This is a genomic window from Mycobacterium sp. NGS35 (assembly GCF_059812855.1).
This window is the reverse complement of the sequence record NZ_JCALDL010000001.1, coordinates 357,552-382,887: the sequence shown is the minus strand read 5'-3', so window position 1 is coordinate 382,887 and position 25,336 is coordinate 357,552. Positions and strand designations below refer to the sequence as shown.

Below are 25,336 nucleotides of genomic sequence, written 5' to 3'. Positions count from 1 at the left end.
GGACAATCGGTGCCAGCATGCACACGATCCCGCCCAGCACGACGTCGACGCCAGCGCCCGAGGCCGTCGTCGACCTCGACGCGATCGCCAACAACGTGCGCGTCCTGTGTGAACACGCCGGCTCCGCTCAGGTCATGGCCGTGGTGAAAGCCGACGGCTACGGCCACGGCGCCACCCCCGTGGCCCGGGCGGCACTGGCCGCAGGTGCCGCCGAGCTGGGGGTTGCCACGATCGACGAGGCGCTGGCCCTGCGCGCCGACGGGATCACCGCGCCGATCCTGGCCTGGCTGCATGCCCCGGGCACCGATTTCGCCCCGGCGCTGGCCGCCGACGTCCAGATCGCGGTCTCATCGGTGCGGCAGCTTCGTGAGCTGCTCGACGCCGTCGAACGCACTGGGATCACGGCGGTGCTGACGGTCAAGATCGACACTGGGCTGAACCGCAACGGGGTGAGCGCCGCGGAGTATCCGGCGATGCTCGACGCGCTGCTGCGCGCGCAGGCCGACGAGTCGGTGCGGGTGCGAGGGCTGATGTCGCATCTGGTCCACGCCGACGACCCCGAACACCCCACCAATGACCATCAAGCGCAACGTTTCTCGGACATGCTGGCGCAAGCGCGGTCGGCCGGCGTGCGCTACGAGATCGCGCACCTGTCGAACTCGCCGGCCGCGATGTCGCGACCCGACCTGGCCTACGACATGATCCGGCCGGGCATCGCGGTGTACGGGCTCAGTCCACTGCCCGAGCGCGGGCAGATGGGTTTGATTCCCGCGATGACGCTCAAATGCCCTGTCGCACTGGTGAAGCCGGTGCGCGCTGGAGAGGGTGTGTCGTACGGGCACACGTGGATCGCCGAGCGGGACACCACGCTGGCGCTGATTCCGATCGGCTACGCCGACGGCGTGTACCGCAGGCTCAGCGGCAGGTTCGACGTACTGATCAACGGCCGGCGCCGACGCAGCGTCGGCCGAGTCTGCATGGACCAGTTCGTCGTCGATCTCGGTCCGGAGGAAACCAGCGTGCGGGAAGGTGACGTCGCGATCCTGTTCGGGCCGGGCATGTCGGGAGAGCCGACCGCTCAAGAGTGGGCCGACCTGCTGGACACCATCCACTACGAGGTAGTGACGAGTCCGCGTGGCCGCGTCGTCCGCGTCTACCGTGAGGGTGAAACCGTTGGCTGACAACGCTTCCGAGGGCCGCACCAAGCGCAGCCTCGACGAGCGGCTCGCGAAGACGGCTGCGAAGAACGCCGAGAAACTCGCCCGCTTGGCGAGCGGAGAACAGCCGCAGCGCAGACGCTTCAAGGATGCCCGGTGGCTGGCGGGTGTCACCGGACTGGCTGCCGTGGGCGCCGTCGCAGGGGTGTCGGCTGCCCGCTCGATGGGCAAGCACCCTCCGGTCGACGATCCGCACGCCGCTGAGGATTTCACGCTGCTCGACGCGGACCGCGGCAGCGTCGTCACCACGCTCGACGGGGTGCCGTTGGCGGTTCGAGAGGTGGGCCCGCCCGATGCACCGCTGACGGTGGTCTTCGCCCACGGCTTCTGTATGTGTATGGGCGCCTTTCACTTCCAGCGAGCCCGTCTCGAACAGGAGTGGGGCGATCAGGTTCGCATGGTGTTCTACGACCAGCGCGGGCACGGCCAGTCGGGGCGGGCGCCGGTGGAAACCTACACCGTCGAGCAGTTGGGCCGGGACCTGGAGACCGTACTGAGCGTGACGGTTCCGAGTGGGCCCGTCGTGCTGGTCGGCCACTCCATGGGCGGAATGACGGTGCTGTCGCACGCGCGACAGTTCCCGCAGCATTACGGCACCCGGGTGGTCGGCGTCGCGCTGATCTCCTCGGCAGCCGAGGGGGTGTCGCGGTCACCGCTGGGCGAGATCCTCAAGAACCCTGCGCTGGAAGCCGTGCGGTTCGCTGCCCGCTATTCGCCCAAACTCGTTCTGCGGGCCCGCGGCTCGGCGCGGGCACTGATCCGGCCCATCCTGCGTGCAGCCTCCTACGGCGACGAGCAGGTCAGCCCTACCGTGGTGGCGTTCTCCGAGAAGATGATCCACGACACCCCGATCGACACCATGGTCGAGTTCCTGCACGCGCTGGAAGTGCACGACGAAGCAGCCGCCCTGCGCGTGGTCGCGAAGGTCCCTACGCTGGTCGCGTGCGGCGACCGTGATCTGTTGACGCCAGTGGGTAATTCGCGCGAGATGGCGGCGGCCTTGCCGAAGTGTGAGCTGGTGGTGGTGTCCGGTGCCGGCCACCTGGTGCAGCTGGAGCAGCCGGACATCATCGACGACGCGCTGGTGCGGCTGGTGGAGCGGGCCACGCCCTCCAAGTTGGTGAGGCTGGCCCGGAAGGTGCGCGAAAAGGTGCGCCGCAGTGGCTGATTCGGAGCGGCTGCCTACGGCAGAGGATACGTTCAAGCTGGGCGCTCGGCTGGGGGCTGAGTTGCGCGCCGGCGACGTGGTGGTGCTCTCCGGGCCATTGGGGGCCGGAAAGACAGTGCTGGCCAAGGGAATCGCGCACGCAATGGACGTCGACGGTGCGGTGATTTCGCCGACGTTCGTGCTGGCGCGGGTGCATCCGGCCCGGCGTGCGGGAGCGCCGGCGATGGTGCACGTGGACATGTACCGGCTGCTCGAAGACGCCACTGATTTGCTCGCCGAACTGGACTCACTCGATCTCGACACCGACCTCGCCGACGCGGTGGTCGTCGTCGAATGGGGTGAAGGGCTGGCCGAACGACTCTCCGACCGCCACCTCGACGTCCGCCTTCACTACGACGACGACTCCGACGTACGGACCGCGACTTGGCAGTGGAGTCAGCCATGATCGCGCTGGCGATAGACACCGCGACCCCCGCGGTGACGGCCGGAGTGGTGCGGGACGGAAGTCTGCTTGCAGAGCGGGTGACCGTCGACGCGCGCGCCCACGCCGAGACGTTGACGCCCAATATCGTTGCGGTGCTTGCTGATTCAGCACTGTCTATGGCCGACCTCGACGCGGTGGTCGTCGGCTGCGGCCCGGGCCCGTTCACCGGCCTGAGGGTGGGCATGGCGACCGCTGCCGCGCTCGGACACGCGCTGGACATCCCCGTCTACGGCGTCTGCAGCCTCGACGCTGTGGGGGTCTGCACCACGGGCGACGTTCTGGTGGTCACCGATGCGCGTCGGCGCGAGGTGTACTGGGCGCGCTACCGCGACGGCGTTCGCACCCAAGGTCCCGCGGTCAGCGCGCCGTCCGACGTGCCATACCAGGGCGCTGCCGCGGTGGCGGGCTCGCCGGACCACGCGGAGCTGTTCCCGCTGCCGCGGCTCGACGCGACGTATCCGACGCCGGTCGGGCTGGTGCGCGCGGTCGCCGACTTGACCGCGCAACCCCAACCTCTGGTGCCGTTGTACCTTCGGCGCCCCGACGCGAAGACTCTGGCTGAACGCGAAGCGGCGGTGCCGCGATGACGGTGACGATCGACGAACTGACCCCCGCGGACGCGGCCCGCTGCGCAGAGTTGGAGGCCCAGCTGTTCGAGGGCGATGACCCTTGGCCCGCAACAGCTTTCATCGCTGAGCTCAAGGGCCGGCACAACCGCTACGTCGCCGCGCGGTCTGCCGACAAACTGGTCGGCTACGCCGGTATTGCACGACTGGGCCTGCTTCCGCCGTACGAGTACGAGATCCACACCATCGGGGTCGATCCGGCGTTTCAGGGGCAGGGCATCGGTCGGCAGTTGCTCGACGCGCTGCTCGAGTACGCCCACGGCGGTGCCGTCTACCTCGAGGTGCGCACCGACAACACCCGCGCCATCGAGCTCTACCGCAGTGCCGGGTTCGTCGAAGTCGGACTGCGCAAACGCTATTACCGGGTCAGCGGCGCGGACGCGTACACCATGAAACGGGATCGTCACCCGACTTCAGTAGGGAGACAACCGAGATGACGACTGTTCTTGCCATCGAGACCTCCTGCGACGAGACCGGCGTCGGCATCGCCGAGGTCGGCCCCCACGGCGATGTCAGGCTGCTCGCCGACGAGGTGGCCTCCAGCGTCGACGAACACGCCCGCTTCGGCGGCGTGGTGCCCGAGGTGGCCTCACGCGCGCATCTGGAAGCGCTCGGGCCGACGATGCGCCGCGCACTCGCATCGGCCGGAATCGACAGGCCCGACGCCGTCGCCGCCACGATCGGCCCGGGACTGGCCGGCGCGCTTCTGGTCGGTGTCGCGGCGGCGAAGGCCTACGCCGCGGCGTGGGACGTGCCCTTCTACGCGGTCAACCACCTCGGCGGGCACCTCGCCGCCGACGTCTACGAGCACGGTCCGCTGCCGGAATGCGTGGGTCTGCTGGTGTCAGGCGGGCATACGAACCTGCTGCATCTGCGGTCGCTGGGGGAGCCGGTGATCGAGTTGGGGGCGACCGTCGACGACGCGGCGGGCGAGGCTTACGACAAGGTGGCCCGCCTGTTAGGGCTGGGTTATCCGGGTGGCCGGGTGCTCGACGAGCTGGCCCGCACCGGGAACCGGGAGGCGGTGGTGTTTCCGCGCGGCATGACGGGGCCGCGCGACGACCCCTACTCGTTCAGTTTCTCGGGCCTCAAGACCGCGGTGGCGCGGTATCTGCACCGCAATCCGGATTACGTGGCCGCCGACGTGGCCGCCGGTTTCCAGGAGGCGGTGGCCGACGTGCTGACCGCGAAGGCGGTGCGTGCTGCGACCGACCTCGGCGTCGGCACGTTGCTGATCGCCGGTGGGGTGGCGGCAAATTCGCGACTGCGTGAGCTCGCCGAGTTTCGTTGTGCGGCAGCCGGACTGGTGCTTCGCGTGCCGCGACCGCGGCTCTGCACGGACAACGGTGCGATGATCGCGTCGCTGGCGGCGCATCTGATCGCCGCCGGGGCGCGCCCGTCGGCGCTGACCGCAGCCGCCGATCCGGGGCTGCCGGTGGTCACGTCGCAAGTGTTCTAGGACGTGCTTGAGTGCTAGCACTCTCATGTATAGAGTGCTAGGTGGCAGGCGCGCTGCTCTTTGGGTCGGCACCCGCGACGACGGCGCAACGGCGGTGGCGCATGCCGAAACCTGTAATGCCGAATGCCCGGAACAAGCCGGGCCGCACCCAGATAAGTGGAGGGCTCACATCGTGGCGAAGGTGAACATCAAGCCACTCGAGGACAAGATCCTCGTCCAGGCCAACGAGGCCGAGACCACGACCGCATCCGGTCTGGTCATTCCTGACACCGCGAAGGAGAAGCCGCAGGAAGGCACCGTCGTCGCCGTTGGTCCCGGCCGCTGGGATGAGGACGGCGAGAAGAGGATTCCGCTGGACGTCTCCGAGGGTGACACCGTGATCTACAGCAAGTACGGCGGCACCGAGATCAAGTACAACGGCGAGGAGTACCTGATCCTGTCGGCCCGCGACGTGCTGGCCGTCGTCAACAAGTAATCACCCGTGTCCGCCCCGGCGATCCACCGCACACCGCGGCGGATTACCGGGGCGGTGCGCGCTAGACAGGAACTCAGATGAGCAAACAGATTGAGTACAGCGAAACCGCGCGCCGGGCAATGGAATCCGGGGTCGACAAGCTCGCCGACGCCGTCCGGGTGACGCTCGGGCCCCGCGGCCGCCACGTGGTGCTCGCCAAGGCGTTCGGCGGCCCGACGGTCACCAACGACGGCGTGACCATCGCCCGCGAGATCGACCTGGAAGACCCGTTCGAAAACCTCGGCGCGCAGCTGGTCAAGTCAGTGGCCACCAAGACCAACGACGTCGCCGGCGACGGCACCACGACGGCGACCGTGCTGGCGCAGGCACTCGTGAAAGGCGGATTGCGACTTGTCGCGGCGGGCGCGAACCCGATCGCGCTGGGCGCCGGCATCGGCAAGGCGGCCGACGCGATCTCGGAGGCGCTGCTCGCGACGGCCATTCCGGTGACCGAGAAGAACGCGATCGCGCAGGTGGCCACGGTCTCGTCGCGCGACGAGGAGATCGGCGAGATGGTCGCCGAGGCGATGACCACGGTCGGCCACGACGGGGTCGTCACCGTCGAGGAGTCGTCGACGATGAGCACCGAGTTGGAGATCACCGACGGTGTGCAGTTCGACAAGGGTTTCCTGTCGGCCTACTTCATCACCGACTTCGACGCGATGGAAGCGGTGCTGGAAGACGCCTACGTGCTGTTGCACCGCGAGAAGATCAGCTCGCTGCCCGACCTGCTGCCGCTGCTGGAGAAGGTCGCGCAGGCCGGCAAGCCGCTGCTGATCATCGCCGAGGACGTCGAGGGTGAGGCGCTGTCGACGCTGGTGGTCAATGCGATCCGTAAGACGCTCAAGGCCGTGGCGGTCAAGGCGCCGTTCTTCGGCGACCGCCGCAAGGCGTTCCTCGAAGACCTCGCGATCGTGACCGGCGGCCAGGTGGTCAACCCCGACGTCGGCCTGCTGCTGCGTGAGGTCGGCCTGGAGGTGCTGGGCACCGCGCGGCGCATCGTCGTTACCAAGGACACCACGACGATCGTCGACGGGGGCGGCAGTCAAGAGGCCATCGAGGCGCGGGCCAAGCAGCTCAAGTCCGAGATCGAGACCACTGACTCCGACTGGGACCGCGAGAAGCTCCAGGAGCGGTTGGCCAAGCTGTCCGGCGGCGTGGCGGTGATCAAGGTCGGCGCCGCGACGGAGACCGCGCTCAAAGAGCGCAAGGAGAGCGTCGAGGACGCGGTCGCGGCGGCCAAGGCGGCCGTCGAGGAGGGCATCGTCGCCGGTGGCGGTTCTGCACTGGTGCAGTCGCGGGGCGCCCTCGACGAGCTGCGGTCCAGCCTGTCTGGTGACCAGGCGCTGGGTGTCGACGTGTTCGCCGACGCGCTGTCTGCGCCGCTGTACTGGATCGCGACGAACGCCGGCCTGGACGGCTCCGTAGTGGTGAACAAGGTTGCGGAGCTGCCGAAGGGCCAAGGCTTCAACGCCGCGACGCTGTCCTATGGCGACTTGGTCGCTGAAGGCGTCGTCGATCCGGTCAAGGTGACGCGCTCGGCGGTGCTCAACGCGGCATCGGTGGCACGCATGGTGCTGACGACCGAGACGGCGGTTGTGGAGAAGCCGGCCGAGGAGGCCGACGACCACGGCCACGGCCACGGTCATCACCACCACTAGCGACTGACAGGAGCGCCCCCGGTCGTCTAGGCCGGGGGTGTTTCTCGTTTGGGCTGGGTTGATCCCGTGTCTCGTTAGGCAATAAGGGATTGCTGGGAGCGCTCCTTAGCTTGTCGGATGCTGTGGGTATGCTTTGCCCCGCCTGAAGATAGGGCAGCAAACCAGCGAGGGGGGACTCTATGACGCAGCCAACCGCGGGTTGGTATCCCGATCCATCTGATCCGAGCCGCCAGCGGTACTTCGACGGCAAAGCGTGGACCGAGAACTACGCCCCGTTCGCTGCGCCGCCACATGGCAGCGGCCAACCCGCAAAGCGGGGCATGTCCACAGGACTGAAGATCGGCATAGGCGTAGGAGCGGCAGTCTTGGCGTTGATCGTCCTCGGCTCCATCGGCAACGGCGAGAAAACTTCGTCTTCTTCCACGAGTGCCACCACGACTAGGGCTGTGAACATCGCGCCCACGCCAGCTGAAACCCCAACCACCGCTAAGCCCGACTTCACTCCTGGTCAAAACAACGCAATTGCGAAGGCCAAGAGCTACCTGGGGTACACCGCGTTCTCCAAGCAAGGGCTGATCAAGCAACTGGAGTTCGACCATTTCAGCACGGAAGACGCTACCTTCGCCGTCGAACATCTCGAGTCAGATGGAAGCGTGAACTGGAATGAGCAGGCAGTCAAGAAGGCCAAGAGCTACCTCGGCTACACCTCGTTCTCCAAGCAAGGTCTGATTGACCAACTGCAGTTCGACGGTTTCACTTCTAGCGAGGCTCAGTACGGTGCCGACACGGCATACGGAGCCTGAAGTCGAGGCAATTGGGCTTGCTCGCTCTCTAACGCAGCCGCTGCTAGCGGGACAGCCGGTCCGCAGCCGCCGTCGCAAGTGCGAATGCGAACCGCTTCGTGCGCCGGGCGGCATCGTTTAGCAATCGCCGTGGCCGCGACGAAGCGACAGCGCGGACGGTGAATCGATCTCCCACTCTCACCGTGCCCGTGCGCTCGACACTGCAGTACACACCGAGGCACCGCTGGGCCCTCGCGGCTACCGCCCGGGTGACTTGCCGATTGACGTCGAGACCCGGTTGCGCGCGACTGGGAACGACGCAGCGCACCGTCGGCATCGAGACGTTCAGGGTGACGTCGCCGAACACGAGGTGCGCCCCGACCCACTGCGTCTCGGGGAGCTCGTCGTCCGAATCCTCCACGGCCACAAACACATTGGGCCGGAAACGGCGAACGTCGAGTTCGTCGCCGACCTCCGCGCCGATGGTTGCCAAGCTCGTCGTCGACAGCACATGCACCGGCGCCAGGTCGACGAATGTTCCCGGCGGTGTGGAGTAACGGCCGAGGGTCAGAAGGTCGGCCATCGGGATCATCGACAGGTCAGGGAGCTTGTCACCGTCGGCAACGCCGAAGTCCGAGCGCAGCGAAGTAGCCGACAGGCCGTCCGTCCGGTGGTCGCGGCGCAGCCGATGCAAGCTCGTGTCGTCTGCCGGGGGCAGTGCCGTCAACCGCACCTCCCGGCCGGCCAACTCCGACAGCTTCGCGTGCACCTCGGAGTCGCTGCTGGACAGCACCGTACCGTCGGGGAAAGTGATGTCGACGTCGGGCACGTTCCCTGGGCCGGCGTCGGCCGGAACGGTGCGGGGATAGCGGGCCGTGGCGGTCAACAGCGCGGGCAAACGGCGCGCCGACGCAGTGATGTCGCGTTGCAGGTCTCGCACAGCCCAGAGCCGATCGCCTCGCACTCCGCGAGGGCCGACCTCCGCTTGTTCGACCTGTTCACCGCCCAGAGACTTGACCGGATAACGCCAGAGTTGGGCCACCTCGCCGACCGCCATCCCCATACATTAGGCACTACGCACTGGGATTTCGGCGCGCTGACGGTCGCTGAGGATACTTTTGCGCGCCCAGTCGCGTCACGGCCCGGGGGTGTTTCGTATCAACTGGATGACTGCACCATCACGTAATCGACGTGTGTGGTCTGCCCGCGAACCATTTGCCGCAACCGCGAGTTACCGTTCACCCAGGACAAGGGGGTGGCTGGTGATCTCATCGACCGGCACAAGCCCAAGTGGGGCTGTCGAGTGCGCAGTTCCATGATGGTGAGCATGAGCAAGTGGGGCGTCCTAAGGGCCGTCGCGGGTGCCGCGCTGATCGCCGTATCCGTCGCGGGCTGCAACCCTCGGCTGATGCAGTCGTCGCGGCCGATGGCGCCCGGTGAAGCGTCGCGCGTCAAGGTCAACCTGGCCTACCAGCCGAGCGGCACGGCAACGCTCAGCTGGGATCGGCAAAGCCGCAAAGTCACCGCCAAGCTTCAGATCGCCGGATTCGTGCCGAAGGCCTTGTACGCGGCCGAGATCCACAAAGGCACCTGCGCCGCGATCGGCGATGTGACAGTCCCGTTTCCGGCCGTGAGCGCCGACAGCGGCGGAACCCTCAGCACCACCGTCGTCGGTGAGAAGCCTGCCCCGGCAGGGCTGCTTCCCGGCACGACGTTCACTGTGCGCCCGGTGGCAGGTGCGGAGCCCGCCGGTCCCGCCGACGTGAGCGCCGCGCCGTTCGCCTGCGCAGACATCAACGCCGCCGTCGTGACGGCCGATCTCAACGTGGCGCCCGTGGGCCAACGGCCCGAGGGCTGGGCGAACCTGACGTACAACGCGGGCAACAAGACGTTGATCGTGGCCACGGCCCTGAGCGGCGTGGCGCCGGGCAGCGTCCACGCTCAGAGCATCGGGCAGGGCACGTGTGCGGCCCAGGGCGCGGTGAAGTACCCACTGACCGATTTGGTCGCCTCACCCAACGGCACCGCCTACCAGACCACGGTCGTGCAAGACGTCGACCAGCCGCCGCCTTCCTCAGGCGGGTGGTATCTCAAAGTGCAAGTCGGGTCGTCGGCTCAGATCCCGTCGAACAGCCCGCCGACGCCCTTGGTCGCACCGATTGCTTGCGGGGACATCGGCAAGTCGGTGTCGACGTCGTAGCTGGAGTGGCAACAGTGGTCGTCACGTGACGGTCCAGCTCCGCGTGGCTTGCTCGTCCGTCGGACTCCCAGCGCTGCAAGGCAATTCGGGAGACGCCTGAGGGTTGATCAGTGGCTGATTCGGCGCACGGGTTGAGCTCACGCAGCGCTTGTAGGTTGCTATGTATGTCACGTTCCAGCGTGGCGTAAGTAGCCTCGGAACCGGTTGCCGGTACCGGACAACCGGACGGCTGCGCGTTGTCGTCCTGCGGCGGTATGCGTTCGGAGGATGAGATGGCTTGGGTGATCCTCGTGCTGTCCGGTGTGATGGAAGCGGTCTGGGCGGTCGCCCTGGACAAGTCGGAAGGATTCAGCCGTCTTGTGCCGTCGGTGGTGTTCGTCGCGGCGTTGGTGTTGTCGATGATCGGCCTCGCGACCGCGCTGCGTCAACTGCCGCTAGGCACGAGTTACGCGATCTGGGTGGGGATCGGCGCATTACTCACCGTCGCCTACTCGATGCTGACGGGCGAAGAGCCGGCCTCGGTGATCAAGGTCGTTCTCATTCTCGCAACCATCGGCTGCGTCGTCGGCCTCAAAGTCGTCAGTCACTGATTAGCGCGATGATCTGTCGCGCAAAAGAAATCGTTGCGGCGCTTGGCAATTCACGACCGACCGCACCCGCGCTGAGTCGGCATGCTCCCGGTCACGAGTAGGCCAGTACCCGTGAGAGGCGGTCCTCGATAATCACCGCACCGCCGGTCGCATCGGCCCGACCGTCGGCGAGGGCGAACAAATCCGACGACGGCCCGGCCTCCGCTGTGTTCGTGCATGACGACGCTGCGCAATTCGGTGGACCGCGGTATCGGGCAGAACCGCAGGCGGACCCCGTAACTTCCGAGCACGTTGACCAGGCGGTCGAGCGTGACCAGACCAGCCCGGCGGACGGCGTCCACTCGCAGCCGAGAGCTCCGTTAGCGTGTCAGCGGAGGTGCATCATGCGAGTTGCTGTCGCCGGAGGAACCGGCAACATCGGTGCCCGGACTGCCGCGGTTCTCGAGCGGCAGGGGCACGAGGTCGTCCGGATCAGTCGCGCCCTTGGGGTCGACCTGATGACCGGTGAAGGGCTGGACTCGGCGCTCGAACGGGTCGATGCCGTGGTCGATGCCATCAGCGCCCCGCCGATGAGCATCGAGGAAACCCGCAATTACTTCGGCACGACCACGCGGAATCTTCTCGGCGCCGAAGAGCGGACAGGTGTGCGGCACCACGTCCTGCTGTCGATCGTCGGGATTCACCGAATCGAGGGCGGCAGTGCGCACTACGCGGGCAAGCGCGAGCAAGAGCGGTTGGTCGAAGAAGGGCCTGTGCCGTGGACCATCGTGCCGGCGACGCAGTTTCACGACTTCGCGGCGATGGTGTGTAGCTGGACCGAACACGACGGAGTGGCGACGATCGCTCCGCTTCTGGTGCAGCCGATCGCGCCCGACGACATCGCCGAGGTGTTGGCCGAGGTCGCCGTCGGCAGACCGCAGGGGCGCCACGTCGACGTCGCCGGTCCAGAGACCCAAGACCTCGTCGACATGGCGCGACGCACCAACGACGTTCGAGGCCGCGCGGTCAAGCTGGTACCCACCTGGGCCGGTCCGTTCGACGAGTCGATGGCCGGCAGTGTCCTGCTGCCGGGTGAGAACGCTCGCATCGCCCCGACGACATTCGACCAGTGGCTGGCAGCCGGCGCGCGCTAGCGGATCGTCAGGCGCTGCGGCGGATCCCGCGTTTCAGCAACAGTTCCCGCTCGGTTTCCGAAAGTCCGCCCCAAATGCCGTAGGGCTCTCCGACCGACAGCGCGTGCGCCCGGCACTGCGCGATCACGGGGCAGCGGCGGCACATCTCTTTGGCTCGCATTTCGCGTTGCGCCCGCGCGCGGCCACGTTCGCCGTCCGGGTGGAAGAACATCGACGAGTCAACGCCCCGGCACAGGCCGTGCATCTGCCAGTCCCAGATGTCTGCGTTGGGTCCGGGTAGCTGTTGCGGCTGCGGCATGGAAAACCCCTCTCGCCGAGTCCAATTCGCGAAGCTTCACTGGACGCTCGGGTGCGAAACGATCGAGACATGTCGCCGATGACCACTCGTGCTGACAAGGTAGGGGTGCTTACAAAAGCGCGTCAATAGCTACGTAGTGTGCGCAACTGCATAACAGCAGGCCCAGAATTTACATCACGTTCATCATTGCGACCCAACAACAACCAACGCCGTGCTATCCACGACAACGCAGGAAGTGCCCGTCGACAGATTTGTGCTGTTGGGCTCACGGCTGTGTCGCGGCGGCATTCCACTCGGCGGGCAGGCAGTTGACACGGTGTTAACACTTCGACCACAAACTGTTAACCACGCATGAGCGATCCCGTGCTGACCGCGGCGGCATTCGGCGACCACCCGAGTCGCTGGCCGCTGCCCGCTGCCACCACGCCCCACGACCGCTGGCTGCGTGCCGTCGCCTCCGGCGGCCAGGGCCACTACGGCAGCGCAACGGCTGACCTGGCGGCCCTGCGCCGTGACGTCTCGAGCGGCCCGCTGGCCTCGCTGGTGCACAGCACCCAGGCGTCGTTCATCCGCCAGCTCGGCGGGCACCGGGAGGCCCGGGCTTGGGATGGCCGGGCGCTGGCGCTTGCCGGCAGCGATCCACAAGCGCGCGTCGACGCCCTGCTCGGGCTGGCCGCCGACGCATTGGGCGTCGGCCGGTTCGCCGCCTCGGCAGCGCTGCTCGACCGGGCCGCGGACGCGCTCAACGGACCGTCGCTGCCGGCCCGGTTGCCGTTGCGCTGGCAGTGGGTGGCCGCCGAGTTGGCGATGGCCCGCGGACACGGTGCGCAGGCCGTCGAGCACGCCCAGCACGCTGTCGAGTTGGCGTCCGCTCTACCGTCGGTGCGCCACCGCGTGAAAACCCAGATCGTGCATGCCGCCGCGCTCTGCAGCGCCGGCCGGATACCGCACGCGCGCACCGTCGCCGTCGAGGCCCTCACCGCGACAGGCGAATTCAAGCTCGTGCCGCTGCGGTGGGCGGTGGCAAGTTTGCTCGCGGATATCGGCGGCGATACCGTCCCACGGGCCGACATGGTCGCGATCCGCGACGACTGCGCTGCCTTCGTGCGCCGCGCCGGTGGGGTTTGGCGTCGCTGAAGCGGTCGAACGTTGTTGGATCGTTATTGTCGTTAAGTCGCCGAGAAGCGCTCGGCTCGTAACGTTGGGGACGCCGTCGTCGATGACAAATTCGGGAGATCGCCTCGAAGCTGTCGTTGCTGACGCGGTGGCAGGTAATCGTGGCGCACTCCGGGAAGTGCTGGAGATCGTTCGGCCGATCGTCGTGCGGTATTGCCGCGCAAGGTTGGGTGCGGCGGAGCGGAGCGGTCTGTCAGCAGACGATGTGGCTCAGGAGGTGTGCTTGGCCGCCATCACGGCGTTGCCTCGCTACAGGGACCAGGGGAGGCCCTTCTTGGCGTTCGTGTACGGCATCGCGGCTCACAAGGTGGCAGACGCCCACCGGGCTGTCGCGCGCAACCGTGCCGAACCCACCGACGTCATCCCCGAACGCCCCACCTTCGAGGCCGGTCCTGAGCAGATGGCCCTGGACGCCGAAGCGTCGGCCCGGATGAACGCGCTGTTGGCCGTCCTGCCCGAGAAGCAACGCGAGATCTTGATTCTGCGGGTGGTCGTCGGGCTGTCAGCTGAGGAGACCGCTGAAGCCGTCGGCAGCTCGCCGGGTGCCGTGCGGGTCGCGCAGCATCGGGCGTTGACACGGCTGCGCGAAGAGATGATCGGGGCGGGCTATGCCTGACTTCAATCGGCCCGCCGAGCCCGATTTCGAGGCCGTCGTGCGCACCGATCGCTTTGTCGACGCGCTGTCGTCCGGTGCGCGGATGTCGCCGGTCGATCCGCTGTCGGCGATGCTCGGCGCGTGGCGCGACGAGGTGCGCAGCCGGCCCGACGCGCATGTCGTGACACTTGACCAGGCCGTCGCGGCACTGGCCGGTACCCGAAAAGCGCCGCGCCGCAACCGCTTTGGGCTCGCCGTGGTAGGAGCAGCGGCGGCCGCGGTGCTGGGCGTCGGCGGCTTCGGCGCCGTGGTGTACGACGCCAAGCCCGGCGATTCGCTCTACGGCCTGCACACCATGCTGTTCGGCGAGTCGACCAAGACCCGCGACGACGCGGTGGTGCTGGCGGCGAAAACCGAGTTGGCACAGGTGCAGCAGCTGGTGCAGCAGGGCAAGTGGGGCGAGGCGCAGGCGAAGCTGTCCACGCTGTCCTCCACCGTGCAGGGCGTCGACGACGTCGCGAGCAAGCAGCAGCTGGTCGAGCAATACAACGCGTTGACTGTCAAGGTGATTCAGCGTGATCCCGAGGCCGCACTGCCGCCGCCGGGACAACCGTTGCCGCCGCTGCCCTCATCGCCGCTGACCCTTCTGCCGGTGCCCGCGGTGGAGGTGCCCACGACGTCGTCGCTGCCGCCGACCACACCGGGCGAGGCCACGCCGCAGCCGACGCCGACGACTACAGTTCCGACGAGTCCGTCGCCGACGAGTTCGCAGGCGACGCCGACGTCCAGGCCGACGCCGACGTCCAGGCCGACGCCGACGTCCAGGCCGACGGGTCCGTCGTCGACCGCGACGTTGCCGGCACAGACGCCCACCGGTCCGCTGCCGACGCCGAGCGCACCGTTGCCCACGCCCACGGGTCCGGTGCCGACGTCGCAGCTGCCGCAGGTCGGCAACCCGGAACCCACCGCGACAGCGTCGGCGACCGCGGCTCCGTCGCCCACGGCGAAGGCGACTCCGACGACAGCGGCACCGACGACCAACTCGACGTCAGCACGGTCGCTGCCCACGCCGTCCGAGGCGTCAGCGACCACACAGTCCCAAGCGACGCCGACGACCTCTCCGCAAACGTCGGAGGGTCCGATCGTCCGCTAGCGGCGGCTCAGCGGTAGTTGTCGGAATCAGAAGTTGCCTCGTTCAGCGAGGCGTCCGCATACCCGCGGCAGTAATCCCAGGTGACGTACGCGTCGGGCTCCGGATCGTAAGCCGGCTCATGCGGCCGCACGGTGCCGTCGACAAGCAGCTGCAACAGGTTGGCGCGCAGCATGTCCCAGTCGTGGTAGTGATCCTGTTGGCATTCGTCGCACGACACCACCAGGCCGCGAATTCCCTTGTGCGCCAACAACGCCTCGTACACCGCGAGGTCGGCCAGGTCGGCTTCGACCGCGGTGCGCTCCTGGGGATCCAGCGGCTGACCGGGCTCGATGGCGTCCAGCGCGGCCGACGGGTCCAGCGGATCGTCGGCGAAGGGATCGGGCGGCAAACCCGGGGGAAGATGGTCGCGCACGTCTCTACATTACGGGGACTGTCCGATATTCCGCCAGCCGCGCCGCCCGCAGCGGTCGGGTCCGTACGGATAGGATGGGCGCCTAGCCCCCGGCGCCGATGGAGGCCTTTCCATGTCGATCACAGACGGCCGTACCACGGTGAGTTCGGCTGCTTCGCTTCGGGACGACACGCCGGTGTACACCGGCGGTGACGACCCGAACAAGATCGCCATGCTGGGGCTGACCTTCGACGACGTGCTGCTGCTGCCGGCCGCCTCCGACGTCGTCCCTGCTGCCGCCGACACCTCCAGTCAGCTCACCAAGAAGATCCGGCTCAAGGTGCCGCTGGTGAGCTCCGCGATGGACACCGTCACCGAAGCGCGCATGGCGATTGCGATGGCCCGCGCCGGCGGCATGGGTGTGCTGCATCGCAATCTCGCGGTCGCCGAACAGGCCGGTCAGGTGGAAATGGTCAAGCGGTCCGAGGCGGGCATGGTCACCGATCCGGTGACGTGCTCGCCGGACAATACGCTGGCCGAGGTCGACGCGATGTGCGCGCGGTTCCGGATCTCAGGCCTGCCCGTCGTCGACAACGACGGCGCGCTCGTCGGGATCATCACCAACCGCGATATGCGCTTCGAGGTGGACCAGAACAAGCGCGTGGCAGAGGTCATGACCCGCGCGCCGCTGATCACCGCCCGCGAAGGCGTCTCCGCCGACGCAGCGCTAGGCCTGTTGCGGCGCAACAAGATCGAAAAGCTTCCGATTGTCGACGGCCAGGGCCGGCTGACGGGGCTCATCACGGTCAAGGACTTCGTCAAGACCGAACAGCATCCGCTGGCCACCAAGGACAGCGACGGTCGGCTGCTGGTCGGCGCCGCCGTCGGCACCGGCGACGACGGCTGGGTGCGCGCGATGACGCTCGTCGACGCCGGCGTCGACGTGCTCGTGGTCGACACCGCCCACGCGCACAACCGCCTGGTGCTGGAAATGGTCGGCAAGCTCAAGGCCGAGGCCGGCGACAAGGTGGAGGTCATCGGCGGCAACGTCGCCACCCGCAGCGGGGCCGCCGCGCTGGTCGAGGCAGGCGCCGACGCGGTGAAGGTGGGGGTGGGGCCCGGCTCGATCTGCACCACTCGCGTGGTCGCCGGCGTCGGGGCGCCGCAGATCACGGCGATCCTCGAAGCGGCCGCGGCCTGCGCGCCCGTCGGGGTACCCGTGATCGCCGACGGCGGCCTGCAGTACTCGGGTGACATCGCCAAGGCGCTGGCTGCCGGCGCATCCACCGCGATGCTGGGCTCGCTGCTGGCCGGCACGGCTGAAGCGCCCGGTGACCTCATCTTCGTCAACGGCAAGCAGTTCAAGAGCTACCGCGGCATGGGGTCGATCGCCGCGATGCGCGGGCGCGACGACAACAAGTCGTTCTCCAAGGACCGCTACTTCCAAGACGACGTGCTCTCCGAGGACAAGCTGGTGCCCGAGGGTATCGAGGGCCGGGTGCCGTTCCGCGGCCCGCTGGCCACGGTCATCCACCAGCTGACCGGCGGCTTGCGTGCGGCCATGGGCTACACCGGCTCGGCCACCATCGAGGACCTGCAGCACGCGCAGTTCGTGCGGATCACCGCGGCCGGCTTGAAGGAAAGCCATCCGCACGACATCACGATGACCGTCGAAGCGCCGAATTACTACAGCCGCTGAGGCACACTTTTCGATGAGCAACGCGCCGAGAGTGACGTTTTGCAGGCTGCTTCTCGCACGTTCTCTGCAATACGTCACTCTCGCCGAGACCCGGGACTAACGCATGCGAGACATGGTCGAGATCGGCATGGGCCGCACCGCCCGCCGCACCTACGAGCTCGACGACATCAACATCGTGCCGTCGCGGCGCACCCGCTCCAGCAAGGACGTCTCCACCGCCTGGCAACTGGATGCGTACCGGTTCGAGATCCCGGTGCTGTCGCATCCCACCGACGCGCTGGCCTCCCCGGAGTTCGCGATCGAGCTGGGCCGGCTCGGCGGATTGGGAATCCTCAACGGCGAAGGGCTCATTGGCCGGCACGCCGACGTCGAGGCCAAGATCGCGCAAGTCGTCGAGGCCGCAGAAAAGGAGCCGGAGCCTGGCGCCGCGATCCGGCTGCTGCAGCAGCTGCACGCCGCGCCGCTGGATCCGGATCTGCTGGGCGCGGCGGTCGCGCGGGTGCGCGACGCGGGCGTCACCACCGCAGTGCGGGTCAGCCCGCAGAACGCGCGCTCGCTGACCCCGGTGCTGCTGCAGGCCGGCATCGACCTGCTCGTCATCCAGGGCACGATCGTGTCCGCGGAGCGGGTCGCCCGCGACGGCGAGCCGCTGAACCTCAAGACGTTCATCGCCGAACTCGACGTGCCGGTGGTCGCCGGCGGCGTGCTCGACCACCGCACCGCGCTGCACCTGATGCGCACCGGCGCGGCGGGCGTCATCGTCGGCTACGGCTCGACCAGCGGAGTCACCACCAGCGACGAGGTGCTGGGCATCAGCGTGCCGATGGCCACCGCGATCGCCGACGCCGCCGCGGCCCGTCGCGAATACCTCGACGAAACCGGCGGCCGCTACGTACACGTGCTGGCCGACGGCGACATCCACACATCCGGGGATCTGGCGAAGGCGATCGCTTGCGGCGCCGACGCGGTGGTGCTCGGCACCCCGCTGGCGGTGGCGGCCGAGGCGTTGGGCGAGGGCTGGTTCTGGCCGGCGGCGGCCGCGCATCCGTCGCTGCCTCGGGGCGCGCTGCTCCAGGTCGCGGTGGGGGACCGGCCGTCACTGGCGCAGGTGCTGGGCGGCCCCTCCGACGACCCGTTCGGGTCGCTGAATCTGGTCGGCGGGCTGCGCCGGTCGATGGCCAAGGCCGGCTACTGCGACCTCAAGGAGTTCCAGAAGGTGGGCCTGACCGTCGGCCGCTGACGCCTGCGCGAGCAGACGCGCAATCGCGTTAACCGAGGCCGATCCGTGCGAGTTGGTGTCTGCTCGCGCAGATCAACCGCCAACCCGCTCTGGTTTGTTACCCATGGGTACGGCAATACTGGCTCTATGCAGCCTGACTTCGACGTTCTCATCATCGGCTCCGGTTTCGGCGGCAGCGTCACCGCCTTGCGATTGACGGAGAAGGGGTATCGCGTCGGCGTGCTCGAAGCCGGCCGGCGCTTCGCCGACCACGAGTTCGCCAAGACGTCCTGGCATCTTCGGCAATTCCTCTGGGCGCCGAAGCTGGGCATGTACGGCATCCAGCGCATCCACTTGCTGCGCAACGTGATGATCTTGGGTGGTGCCGGCGTCGGCGGCGGCTCGCTGAACTACGCCAACACGCTGTACGTGCCGCCGGAGCCGTTCTTCGCCGACCGCCAGTGGTCGCACATCACCGACTGGCGAGCCGAGCTGATGCCGCACTACGAGCAGGCGCAGCGAATGCTCGGCGTGGTCACCAACCCGACGTTCACCGACGCCGACCGCATCATGAAGGAGGTCGCCGACGAGATGGGCGTCGGCGATACGTTCACCCCGACGCCGGTGGGGGTGTTCTTCGGTCCCGACGGCAAAAAGGCACCCGGCAAGACCGTGGCCGATCCATACTTCGGTGGCGCCGGGCCCGACCGCACCGGTTGCATCGAATGCGGCTCGTGCATGACGGGCTGCCGCTACGGCGCCAAGAACACGTTGGTGAAGAACTACCTTGGCCTCGCGGAATCTGCTGGGGCGCAGGTGTTTCCGATGCGCACGGTCACCGGGTTCGAAGAACAGCCCGACGGCTCGTGGCGCGTCGACACCGTCGTCACCGGCCGGTGGGTGCGCCGTCAGCGAAAGTCGTTCACCGCGCGCCACCTCGTGCTGGCCGCAGGCACCTACGGCACCCAGCGACTGCTGTTCAAGATGCGCGACAAGGGCAAGCTGCCCAGGATTTCCGACCGGCTGGGCGTGCTGACCCGCACCAACTCCGAATCCATCGTCGGGGCCGGCCGCTACAAGGTCACCCCGGACCTGAACCTCACCCACGGCGTGGCGATCACCTCGTCGATCCACCCGACCCCGGACACCCACATCGAGCCGGTGCGTTACGGCAAGGGCTCCAACGCGATGGGTCTGCTGCAGACGCTGATGACGGACGGCGACGGGCCGGAGGGCACCGACGTGCCGCGCTGGAAGCAGTTCTTCCAGCAGGTCGCCGCAAACCCGCGCGGCACGATTCGGCTGCTCAACGCCCGGCGCTGGAGCGAGCGGACCATGATCATGCTGGTCATGCAGCACCTGGACAACTCGATCACGACGTTCACCAAGCGCACCAAGCTCGGCATCCGCCGCGTCACCAGCAAGCAGGGCCACGGCCAGCCCAACCCGACGTGGATCCCGGTCGGCAACGCCGTCACCCGGCGCGTCGCGGAGAAGATCGACGGCGTGGCCGGGGGCACCTGGGGAGAGTTGTTCAACATCCCGCTGACCGCCCACTACCTGGGTGGCGCCGCGATCGGCGACAGCCCGGAGACCGGCGTCATCGACCCGTACCACCGGGTGTACGGATATCCGACGCTGTCGGTGGTCGACGGCGCTGCGATCTCGGCGAATCTCGGTGTGAATCCGTCACTTTCGATCACCGCGCAGGCCGAGCGGGCGGCGTCGCTGTGGCCGAACAAGGGGGAAACCGACCTGCGGCCCGCGCAAGGTGAGCCGTATCGGCGCCTCGACCCGGTGCCGCCGAAACACCCGGTGGTTCCTGCGGACGCGCCGGCGGCGCTGCGGCGCTTGCCGATCGAGCCGGTCAGCTCGGCGGGCTGAGATCAGCCGCGGCGCCGACTCGGCTCCCGGCCCACCGGTTGCGGCGGAGGCGGCAGCAGCGCCTGGCGTTCCTTGATCGCGACGGTCGACGGGGAATCGGTGCTCAGCTTCAGCTCGTCGCCCGCGTGGCGGATGGTCAGTTCACCGTGGGGTCCGTCGCGCAACGCGTAGGTGACGTCGTCGTGGGTGACGCTGATCGTCAGCCGAAATCCCCTCCACCGCAAGCGGAATCGCAGACCCGAGATGCCTTCGGGAAGGTGAGGGTCGAGCGATAGGACGCCCTCGTCGTCGCGCAGGCCGCCGAATCCGGCGACCAGCGCGGTCCACGCTCCCGCCAGCGAAGCCATGTGCAGGCCGTCGCGGGTGTTGGAGTGCAGATCGCGCAAGTCCACCATCGCGGCTTCATACGTGTAGTCGTGCGCGAGCTGCAGATGCCCTACTTCTGCGCACATCACCGCCTGCGTGCACGCCGACAGCGACGAGTCACGCACCGTGCGCCGCTCGTAGTAGTCGACGTTGCGGGCCTTCTGCTCAGGCGTGAACGCGTGGCTTCGCCAATGCATCGCCAGGATCAGGTCGGCCTGCTTGCACACCTGCGCGGGATACAGCCGCACGTACGGCGCGTGCATCAGCAGCGGGTAGGTGGTCTTCTCGGTGAAGTTCCACTCGGCCAGGGTGGTGAAGCCCTCGCACTGCTGGTGCACGCCCAGCTCCTCGTCGTACGGGATGTGCGCGGCGTTTGCGGCGTCGCGCCAGGCCGCCATCTCTTCGGTGCTGACGCCCATCGCGCGGGCGGCGTCGGGGTGGCGCGCGCACGCCTCGGCCGCCGTGCGCAGGTTGTGGGCGGCCATCAGATTGGTGAACACGTTGTCGCGCACGATCGCGGTGTACTCGTCGGGACCGGTGACGCCGTCCAGATGCCACACGCCGTTGCGGTCGTGATGCCCGAGCGAGCGCCACAGCCGAGCGGTTTCGACGAGCACCGCCAGACCGCACTCCTTTTCCAGTGAGTCGTCGCCGGTGACGATGCGATACCGCTCGAAAGCCATTGCGACATCGGCCGTTACGTGCCATGCCGCGGTGCCGGCGGGCCAGTAGGCTGAGCATTCCTGCCCGCGGATGGTGCGCCACGGGAAACTGGCACCTTCGAGGTCCAGCTCGGCGGCGCGCTCCTGGGCCAAGTGCAGCGTCGAGGCGCGCCACCGCAGCGCGTCGGCGGCCGCGGACGGAGCGGTGTAGGTGAGCACCGGCAACACGAATCCCTCGGTGTCCCAGAACGCGTGGCCGTCATAACCGGTGCCGGTCAGTCCCTTGCCGGGAATCGCACGACGCTCGGCGCGCGCGCTGGCCTGCAGGACGTGGAAGAGCCCGAACCGCACCGCCTGTTGGCAGTCGGCATCGCCTTGGACCTCGACGTCGGCGGCGTCCCAGAACTCGTCGAGGTAGGTCCGCTGGCCGTCGAGCAATCCCTGCCACCCGCTGTAGCGGGCGCCGGCCAGCGCGGCAGCGGCCTGGTCGCGCAGTGCAGGCCGCGAGCGCAGGCTCGACCAGCCGTAGCCCAGATACTTGACGATCCGCAACTTCTGGCCCGGACGCAGCCCGCAGATCACGGTGGTTCGGGCCCAGTCTTCGGCGGCTTCGGTGTGCGACTCGACGCGCCCCGGCACTTCGATCTCGTGGTCCATGCCGGCCGCCATGACGAGCTCACTCAACCTGGTGCGGTGCAACAGGATTGCTCCGTTGTCGGTGGTCTCGTGCTGCACCGCCTCGAGCGGGTTCTTCAGGACCGCGGCCACCCGCGGATCGCGTGAGGTGCGTGGTTGGTCCTCGTTGGCGACGAGCTCGGATTGCACTGTGACGCGGACGAAGTCGTCGAGCGCCTCGACCACGTACTCGATGGCCGCCACACTGCGTTGGGCCAGCGACACCAACCTGGTGGACCGCAGCTCGATCTTCTTGCCGGCCGGTGACTCCCAGCGCGTGTTGCGGGTCAGCGTGCCGGCGCGCATGTCGAGAACCCGTTCGTGCGAGAGCAATTGGCCGTAGCGCACGTCGAACGGCTCGTCGTCCACCAGCAGCCGGATGATCTTGCCGTTGGTGACGTCGATGACGGTCTGGCCCGCTTCCGGATAGCCGAAACCCGCTTCGGCATAAGGCAGCGGGCGGCATTCGTAGAACGAGTTGAGGTACGTGCCGGGCAGCCCGTACGGTTCTCCTTCGTCGAGGTTGCCGCGTAATCCGATGTGTCCGTTCGACAATGCGAACAACGACTCCGACTGCGCCAGCCGCTCGAGATCGAGCCGCGTCTCGCGGACGTGCCACGGTTCGACCGGGAAGGCTTCGTGAGGAATCATGGGGACCCTAGAGCAGTTCGGCCAGATCGGTGACGACGACGTCGGCGCCGTTGCGCCGCAACGCTTCTGCTTGTCCGACGCGGTCGACGCCGACGACCAGGCCGAAGTTGCCGGCCCGTCCGGCAGCCACTCCCGAAAGCGCATCTTCGAACACGGCCGCTTCCGCCGGCGCCACGCCGAGTAGCTGGGCTGCTCGCAGGAACGAGTCAGGGGCGGGCTTGCCCGTAATGTGCTCCTCGCGCAACGTCACTCCGTCCACTCGCTGGTGCACGAATCTGTCCAGCCCCGTGACCTCGAGCACCTCGCGGGTGTTGGCGCTCGACGACACGACCGCGACCGACAGGCCGGCGGCATGCACCGCCTGCAGGTAGCGGCGCGATCCGTCGAACACCTTGACGCCGTCCTCGGCCAGAGTCTGCTGGAACATGGCGTTCTTGCGGTCGCCCAGCTCGATCACGGCGTCGTCGCCGAGATCGATGCCGCGGCTTTGAAGAAACGACCGCACGCCGTCCTCACGCTTCTTGCCGTCGACGTAGGTCTGGTAGTCGGCCGCCGCGTCGAACGGCACGAACGGCTCGCCCGTGCGGTCGGCCCGTTGGCGCAGGAATTCGTCGAACATCGCCTTCCACGCCTTGCGGTGCACGCTCGCGGTGTCCGTCAGCACACCGTCGAGGTCGAACAGACACGCCCGAATCGTGTCAGGCAGACCCAGCACACCGCCTCCTTCGTCCGCCAAGCATTCTCCGCTACCGGTACCCGCCCGAGCGGTTCTTTCACTCCCGCACGCAGTGATTCGAACGTATGATCGATCGGGTGGGTGATCTTCGCGGGATCAGCTACAGCGGTCAACCGGTGCCCGAGGCGTTTCGTCCGGTGGAGCCGCCTGTTGCGGTGATGATCGACCTGGCCGCGCTGTTTCCCCGGGAGCCGCACCGTCGCGGCGGCTATCACCCGGCCGGGTTGCAGATGCACAAAGTCGTCGAGGGCCGATTGTGCTGCTGGGGGCTGTGCGAGCAGGGCCACTGGTGGGGGCTGGTGACATATCCGGTCAGCTACGGCGCCAACAGCCGTCCGGTGACGCATTGGGTGCCGGCCTGGATGCTGCGCCGCAAGGACTGAGGGCGCGGGCCGCCCATAGACTGGCCCGCGTGACAAAACCGCACGCACCCGGTCGACCCGTCTTGGTGGTCGACTTCGGGGCGCAGTACGCGCAGCTGATCGCCCGTCGCGTGCGTGAGGCAAGGGTCTACTCCGAGGTCATTCCACACACCGCGAGCGTCGAGGAGCTGAAGGCCAAAGAGCCGCAGGCGATCGTGCTGTCGGGCGGGCCGGCCAGCGTGTACGCCGACGGGGCGCCGCAGCTTGATCCCGCGCTGTTCGACCTCGGAGTGCCGGTGTTCGGGATCTGCTACGGATTTCAGGCGATGGCGCAGGCGCTGGGCGGCACCGTGGCCCGCACCGGCACCAGCGAGTACGGCCGCACGGAGCTGAAAGTCGTTGGGGGAGAACTGCATTCGGGGCTGCCGGAGACGCAGCCGGTGTGGATGAGCCACGGCGATGCCGTCACCTCGCCGCCGCAGGGCTTCGACGTGGTGGCCAGCAGCGCCGGTGCCCCGGTGGCGGCGTTCGAGAACCGGGCTCGCGGGCTGGCCGGCGTGCAGTATCACCCCGAGGTCATGCACACCCCGCACGGCCAGCAGGTGCTGAGCCGGTTTCTGCACGAGTTCGCCGGCATCGACTCGGTGTGGACGCCGGCCAACATCGCCGAAACCCTGGTGGAGCAGGTGCGTGCGCAGATCGGCGCGGGGCGCGCCATCTGCGGGCTGTCCGGCGGGGTGGACTCCGCGGTGGCCGCGGCGTTGGTGCAGCGGGCGATCGGCGACCGGCTGACGTGCGTGTTCGTCGACCACGGCTTGTTGCGTGCAGGCGAGCGCGCCCAAGTGGAGCGCGATTTCGTGGCGGCGACGGGTGCGCGGCTGGTCACCGTCGACGCCGCGGAGCGCTTTCTCGAGGCGCTGACCGGAGTGCACGACCCCGAGGGCAAACGCAAGATCATCGGGCGGGAATTCATCCGCGCGTTCGACGGCGCGGTGGCTGACTTGGTGGCAGAGGGCGGTTCTGAGGTCAAGTTCCTGGTGCAGGGCACGCTGTACCCCGACGTCGTGGAGTCCGGCGGGGGAAGCGGCACCGCGAACATCAAGAGCCACCACAACGTCGGCGGGCTGCCGGCCGACCTGAAGTTCACGCTCGTCGAACCGCTGCGGCTGTTGTTCAAGGACGAGGTCCGCGCGGTCGGCCGGGAATTGGGGCTGCCTGAGGAAATCGTTGCGCGCCAACCATTTCCGGGTCCGGGTCTGGGCATCCGGATCGTCGGTGAAGTCACCGCGGCGCGGCTGGAGACGCTGCGGCGGGCCGACGCGATTGCCCGCGAGGAGCTGACCGCGGCCGGCCTGGACAACCTGATCTGGCAATGCCCGGTGGTATTGCTGGCCGAGGTGCGGTCGGTCGGCGTGCAGGGCGACGGACGCACGTACGGACATCCGATCGTGCTGCGGCCGGTGTCGAGCGAAGACGCGATGACCGCCGACTGGACGCGGGTGCCCTACGAGGTTCTGGAGCGTATTTCGACCCGGATCACCAACGAGGTGCCAGAGGTGAATCGGGTGGTGCTGGACGTCACCAGCAAGCCGCCGGGCACCATCGAATGGGAGTAGCGCAGCCGGCAATCGACAG

General features: G+C 67.9%; 25 protein-coding genes. 20 read left to right on the top strand and 5 right to left on the bottom strand.

Annotation, left to right across the window (positions count from 1 at the left end):
- The first annotated feature begins 17 nt into the window (after window positions 1-17).
- The 9 genes from alr (at window position 18) to AC5Y4C_RS01865 (ending at window position 7,932) form a co-directional block, all read left to right on the top strand.
- Window positions 18-1,181: an alanine racemase gene (gene alr, locus AC5Y4C_RS01905; protein WP_499964213.1), complete on the top strand. Its 1,164-nt coding sequence runs from the start codon at window positions 18-20 to the stop codon at window positions 1,179-1,181.
- Window positions 1,182-1,380: 199 nt separating this feature from the next.
- Window positions 1,381-2,385: an alpha/beta fold hydrolase gene (locus AC5Y4C_RS01900; RefSeq protein ID WP_499964274.1), complete on the top strand. Its 1,005-nt coding sequence runs from the start codon at window positions 1,381-1,383 to the stop codon at window positions 2,383-2,385.
- Window positions 2,378-2,830, top strand: a complete 453-nt coding sequence (tsaE, locus tag AC5Y4C_RS01895) for a tRNA (adenosine(37)-N6)-threonylcarbamoyltransferase complex ATPase subunit type 1 TsaE (protein ID WP_499964211.1) — start codon at window positions 2,378-2,380, stop codon at window positions 2,828-2,830. Before AC5Y4C_RS01900 ends, tsaE begins: the two co-directional genes overlap by 8 nt.
- Window positions 2,827-3,456: a tRNA (adenosine(37)-N6)-threonylcarbamoyltransferase complex dimerization subunit type 1 TsaB gene (tsaB, locus tag AC5Y4C_RS01890; RefSeq protein WP_499950321.1), complete on the top strand. Its 630-nt coding sequence runs from the start codon at window positions 2,827-2,829 to the stop codon at window positions 3,454-3,456. The genes tsaE and tsaB overlap by 4 nt, the downstream gene beginning before the upstream one ends.
- Complete coding sequence (rimI, locus tag AC5Y4C_RS01885) at window positions 3,453-3,932, top strand: ribosomal protein S18-alanine N-acetyltransferase (RefSeq protein WP_499911388.1); 480 nt, start codon at window positions 3,453-3,455, stop codon at window positions 3,930-3,932. The genes tsaB and rimI overlap by 4 nt, the downstream gene beginning before the upstream one ends.
- Entirely contained in the window at window positions 3,929-4,954 is a 1,026-nt protein-coding gene (gene tsaD, locus AC5Y4C_RS01880; RefSeq protein ID WP_499950317.1) for a tRNA (adenosine(37)-N6)-threonylcarbamoyltransferase complex transferase subunit TsaD, read from the top strand. Before rimI ends, tsaD begins: the two co-directional genes overlap by 4 nt.
- A gap of 172 nt (window positions 4,955-5,126) precedes the next feature.
- The gene (gene groES / locus AC5Y4C_RS01875) at window positions 5,127-5,429 is read left to right on the top strand and encodes a co-chaperone GroES (RefSeq protein ID WP_156687331.1); all 303 of its coding nucleotides are present in this window, start codon (window positions 5,127-5,129) and stop codon (window positions 5,427-5,429) included.
- A gap of 77 nt (window positions 5,430-5,506) precedes the next feature.
- A complete protein-coding gene (groL, locus tag AC5Y4C_RS01870; RefSeq protein WP_499964209.1) occupies window positions 5,507-7,129 on the top strand; it encodes a chaperonin GroEL in 1,623 nt (540 codons plus the stop codon).
- A gap of 179 nt (window positions 7,130-7,308) precedes the next feature.
- A complete protein-coding gene (locus tag AC5Y4C_RS01865) occupies window positions 7,309-7,932 on the top strand; it encodes an Ltp family lipoprotein (protein WP_499964208.1) in 624 nt (207 codons plus the stop codon).
- A 43-nt stretch (window positions 7,933-7,975) separates the two neighbouring features.
- On the opposite strand, the gene AC5Y4C_RS01860 is transcribed toward AC5Y4C_RS01865, so the two are convergent.
- Entirely contained in the window at window positions 7,976-8,968 is a 993-nt protein-coding gene (locus AC5Y4C_RS01860) for an MOSC domain-containing protein (protein WP_499964206.1), read from the bottom strand.
- A 270-nt stretch (window positions 8,969-9,238) separates the two neighbouring features.
- Here AC5Y4C_RS01860 and AC5Y4C_RS01855 point away from each other — a divergent pair, with 270 nt between their 5' ends.
- The 3 genes from AC5Y4C_RS01855 to AC5Y4C_RS01845 all read left to right on the top strand — a co-directional run bounded on the left by AC5Y4C_RS01855 (window position 9,239) and on the right by AC5Y4C_RS01845 (window position 11,834).
- The gene (locus AC5Y4C_RS01855) at window positions 9,239-10,111 is read left to right on the top strand and encodes a hypothetical protein (protein ID WP_499964204.1); all 873 of its coding nucleotides are present in this window, start codon (window positions 9,239-9,241) and stop codon (window positions 10,109-10,111) included.
- A 272-nt stretch (window positions 10,112-10,383) separates the two neighbouring features.
- Window positions 10,384-10,701 (top strand): DMT family transporter, encoded by a 318-nt coding sequence (locus AC5Y4C_RS01850; protein ID WP_499964202.1) that lies wholly within the window; start codon window positions 10,384-10,386, stop codon window positions 10,699-10,701.
- Between the two features lie 383 nt (window positions 10,702-11,084).
- Window positions 11,085-11,834: an SDR family oxidoreductase gene (locus AC5Y4C_RS01845; protein ID WP_499964200.1), complete on the top strand. Its 750-nt coding sequence runs from the start codon at window positions 11,085-11,087 to the stop codon at window positions 11,832-11,834.
- Between the two features lie 7 nt (window positions 11,835-11,841).
- Here the strand turns inward: AC5Y4C_RS01845 and AC5Y4C_RS01840 are convergent, their stop codons facing one another.
- Window positions 11,842-12,132, bottom strand: a complete 291-nt coding sequence (locus AC5Y4C_RS01840; protein ID WP_499911406.1) for a WhiB family transcriptional regulator — start codon at window positions 12,130-12,132, stop codon at window positions 11,842-11,844.
- A gap of 351 nt (window positions 12,133-12,483) precedes the next feature.
- Here AC5Y4C_RS01840 and AC5Y4C_RS01835 point away from each other — a divergent pair, with 351 nt between their 5' ends.
- The 3 genes from AC5Y4C_RS01835 (at window position 12,484) to AC5Y4C_RS01825 (ending at window position 15,056) form a co-directional block, all read left to right on the top strand.
- Window positions 12,484-13,269 carry a hypothetical protein gene (locus AC5Y4C_RS01835; protein WP_499964198.1) on the top strand — a complete coding sequence of 262 codons (786 nt, stop codon included), beginning with the start codon at window positions 12,484-12,486 and terminating at the stop codon, window positions 13,267-13,269.
- A gap of 82 nt (window positions 13,270-13,351) precedes the next feature.
- A complete protein-coding gene (locus AC5Y4C_RS01830) occupies window positions 13,352-13,924 on the top strand; it encodes a sigma-70 family RNA polymerase sigma factor (protein WP_499911410.1) in 573 nt (190 codons plus the stop codon).
- Window positions 13,917-15,056, top strand: a complete 1,140-nt coding sequence (locus tag AC5Y4C_RS01825) for an anti-sigma-D factor RsdA (protein ID WP_499964196.1) — start codon at window positions 13,917-13,919, stop codon at window positions 15,054-15,056. Before AC5Y4C_RS01830 ends, AC5Y4C_RS01825 begins: the two co-directional genes overlap by 8 nt.
- A 7-nt stretch (window positions 15,057-15,063) precedes the next feature.
- On the opposite strand, the gene AC5Y4C_RS01820 is transcribed toward AC5Y4C_RS01825, so the two are convergent.
- Entirely contained in the window at window positions 15,064-15,468 is a 405-nt protein-coding gene (locus AC5Y4C_RS01820) for a DUF5319 domain-containing protein (protein ID WP_499911414.1), read from the bottom strand.
- Window positions 15,469-15,580: 112 nt separating this feature from the next.
- Here AC5Y4C_RS01820 and guaB point away from each other — a divergent pair, with 112 nt between their 5' ends.
- The 3 genes from guaB (at window position 15,581) to AC5Y4C_RS01805 (ending at window position 20,249) form a co-directional block, all read left to right on the top strand.
- Window positions 15,581-17,146 carry an IMP dehydrogenase gene (gene guaB / locus AC5Y4C_RS01815; protein ID WP_499950302.1) on the top strand — a complete coding sequence of 522 codons (1,566 nt, stop codon included), beginning with the start codon at window positions 15,581-15,583 and terminating at the stop codon, window positions 17,144-17,146.
- Window positions 17,147-17,258: 112 nt separating this feature from the next.
- On the top strand, window positions 17,259-18,386 hold the full coding sequence (locus tag AC5Y4C_RS01810) for a GuaB3 family IMP dehydrogenase-related protein (RefSeq protein ID WP_499964272.1): 1,128 nt from the start codon (window positions 17,259-17,261) through the stop codon (window positions 18,384-18,386).
- A gap of 126 nt (window positions 18,387-18,512) precedes the next feature.
- Window positions 18,513-20,249 carry an FAD-dependent oxidoreductase gene (locus AC5Y4C_RS01805; RefSeq protein WP_499911418.1) on the top strand — a complete coding sequence of 579 codons (1,737 nt, stop codon included), beginning with the start codon at window positions 18,513-18,515 and terminating at the stop codon, window positions 20,247-20,249.
- A gap of 2 nt (window positions 20,250-20,251) precedes the next feature.
- Here the strand turns inward: AC5Y4C_RS01805 and AC5Y4C_RS01800 are convergent, their stop codons facing one another.
- Together AC5Y4C_RS01800 and AC5Y4C_RS01795 are read right to left on the bottom strand one after the other, a co-directional pair.
- A complete protein-coding gene (locus AC5Y4C_RS01800; protein ID WP_499964193.1) occupies window positions 20,252-22,603 on the bottom strand; it encodes a glycoside hydrolase family 65 protein in 2,352 nt (783 codons plus the stop codon).
- 7 nt (window positions 22,604-22,610) lie between these two features.
- The gene (locus tag AC5Y4C_RS01795; RefSeq protein ID WP_499964191.1) at window positions 22,611-23,339 is read right to left on the bottom strand and encodes a beta-phosphoglucomutase family hydrolase; all 729 of its coding nucleotides are present in this window, start codon (window positions 23,337-23,339) and stop codon (window positions 22,611-22,613) included.
- A gap of 65 nt (window positions 23,340-23,404) precedes the next feature.
- On the opposite strand from AC5Y4C_RS01795, the gene AC5Y4C_RS01790 reads away from it, so the two are divergent.
- Entirely contained in the window at window positions 23,405-23,722 is a 318-nt protein-coding gene (locus AC5Y4C_RS01790; RefSeq protein ID WP_499911424.1) for a hypothetical protein, read from the top strand.
- A 29-nt stretch (window positions 23,723-23,751) separates the two neighbouring features.
- On the top strand, window positions 23,752-25,317 hold the full coding sequence (guaA, locus tag AC5Y4C_RS01785; RefSeq protein ID WP_499964189.1) for a glutamine-hydrolyzing GMP synthase: 1,566 nt from the start codon (window positions 23,752-23,754) through the stop codon (window positions 25,315-25,317).
- Window positions 25,318-25,336 lie beyond the last annotated feature (19 nt).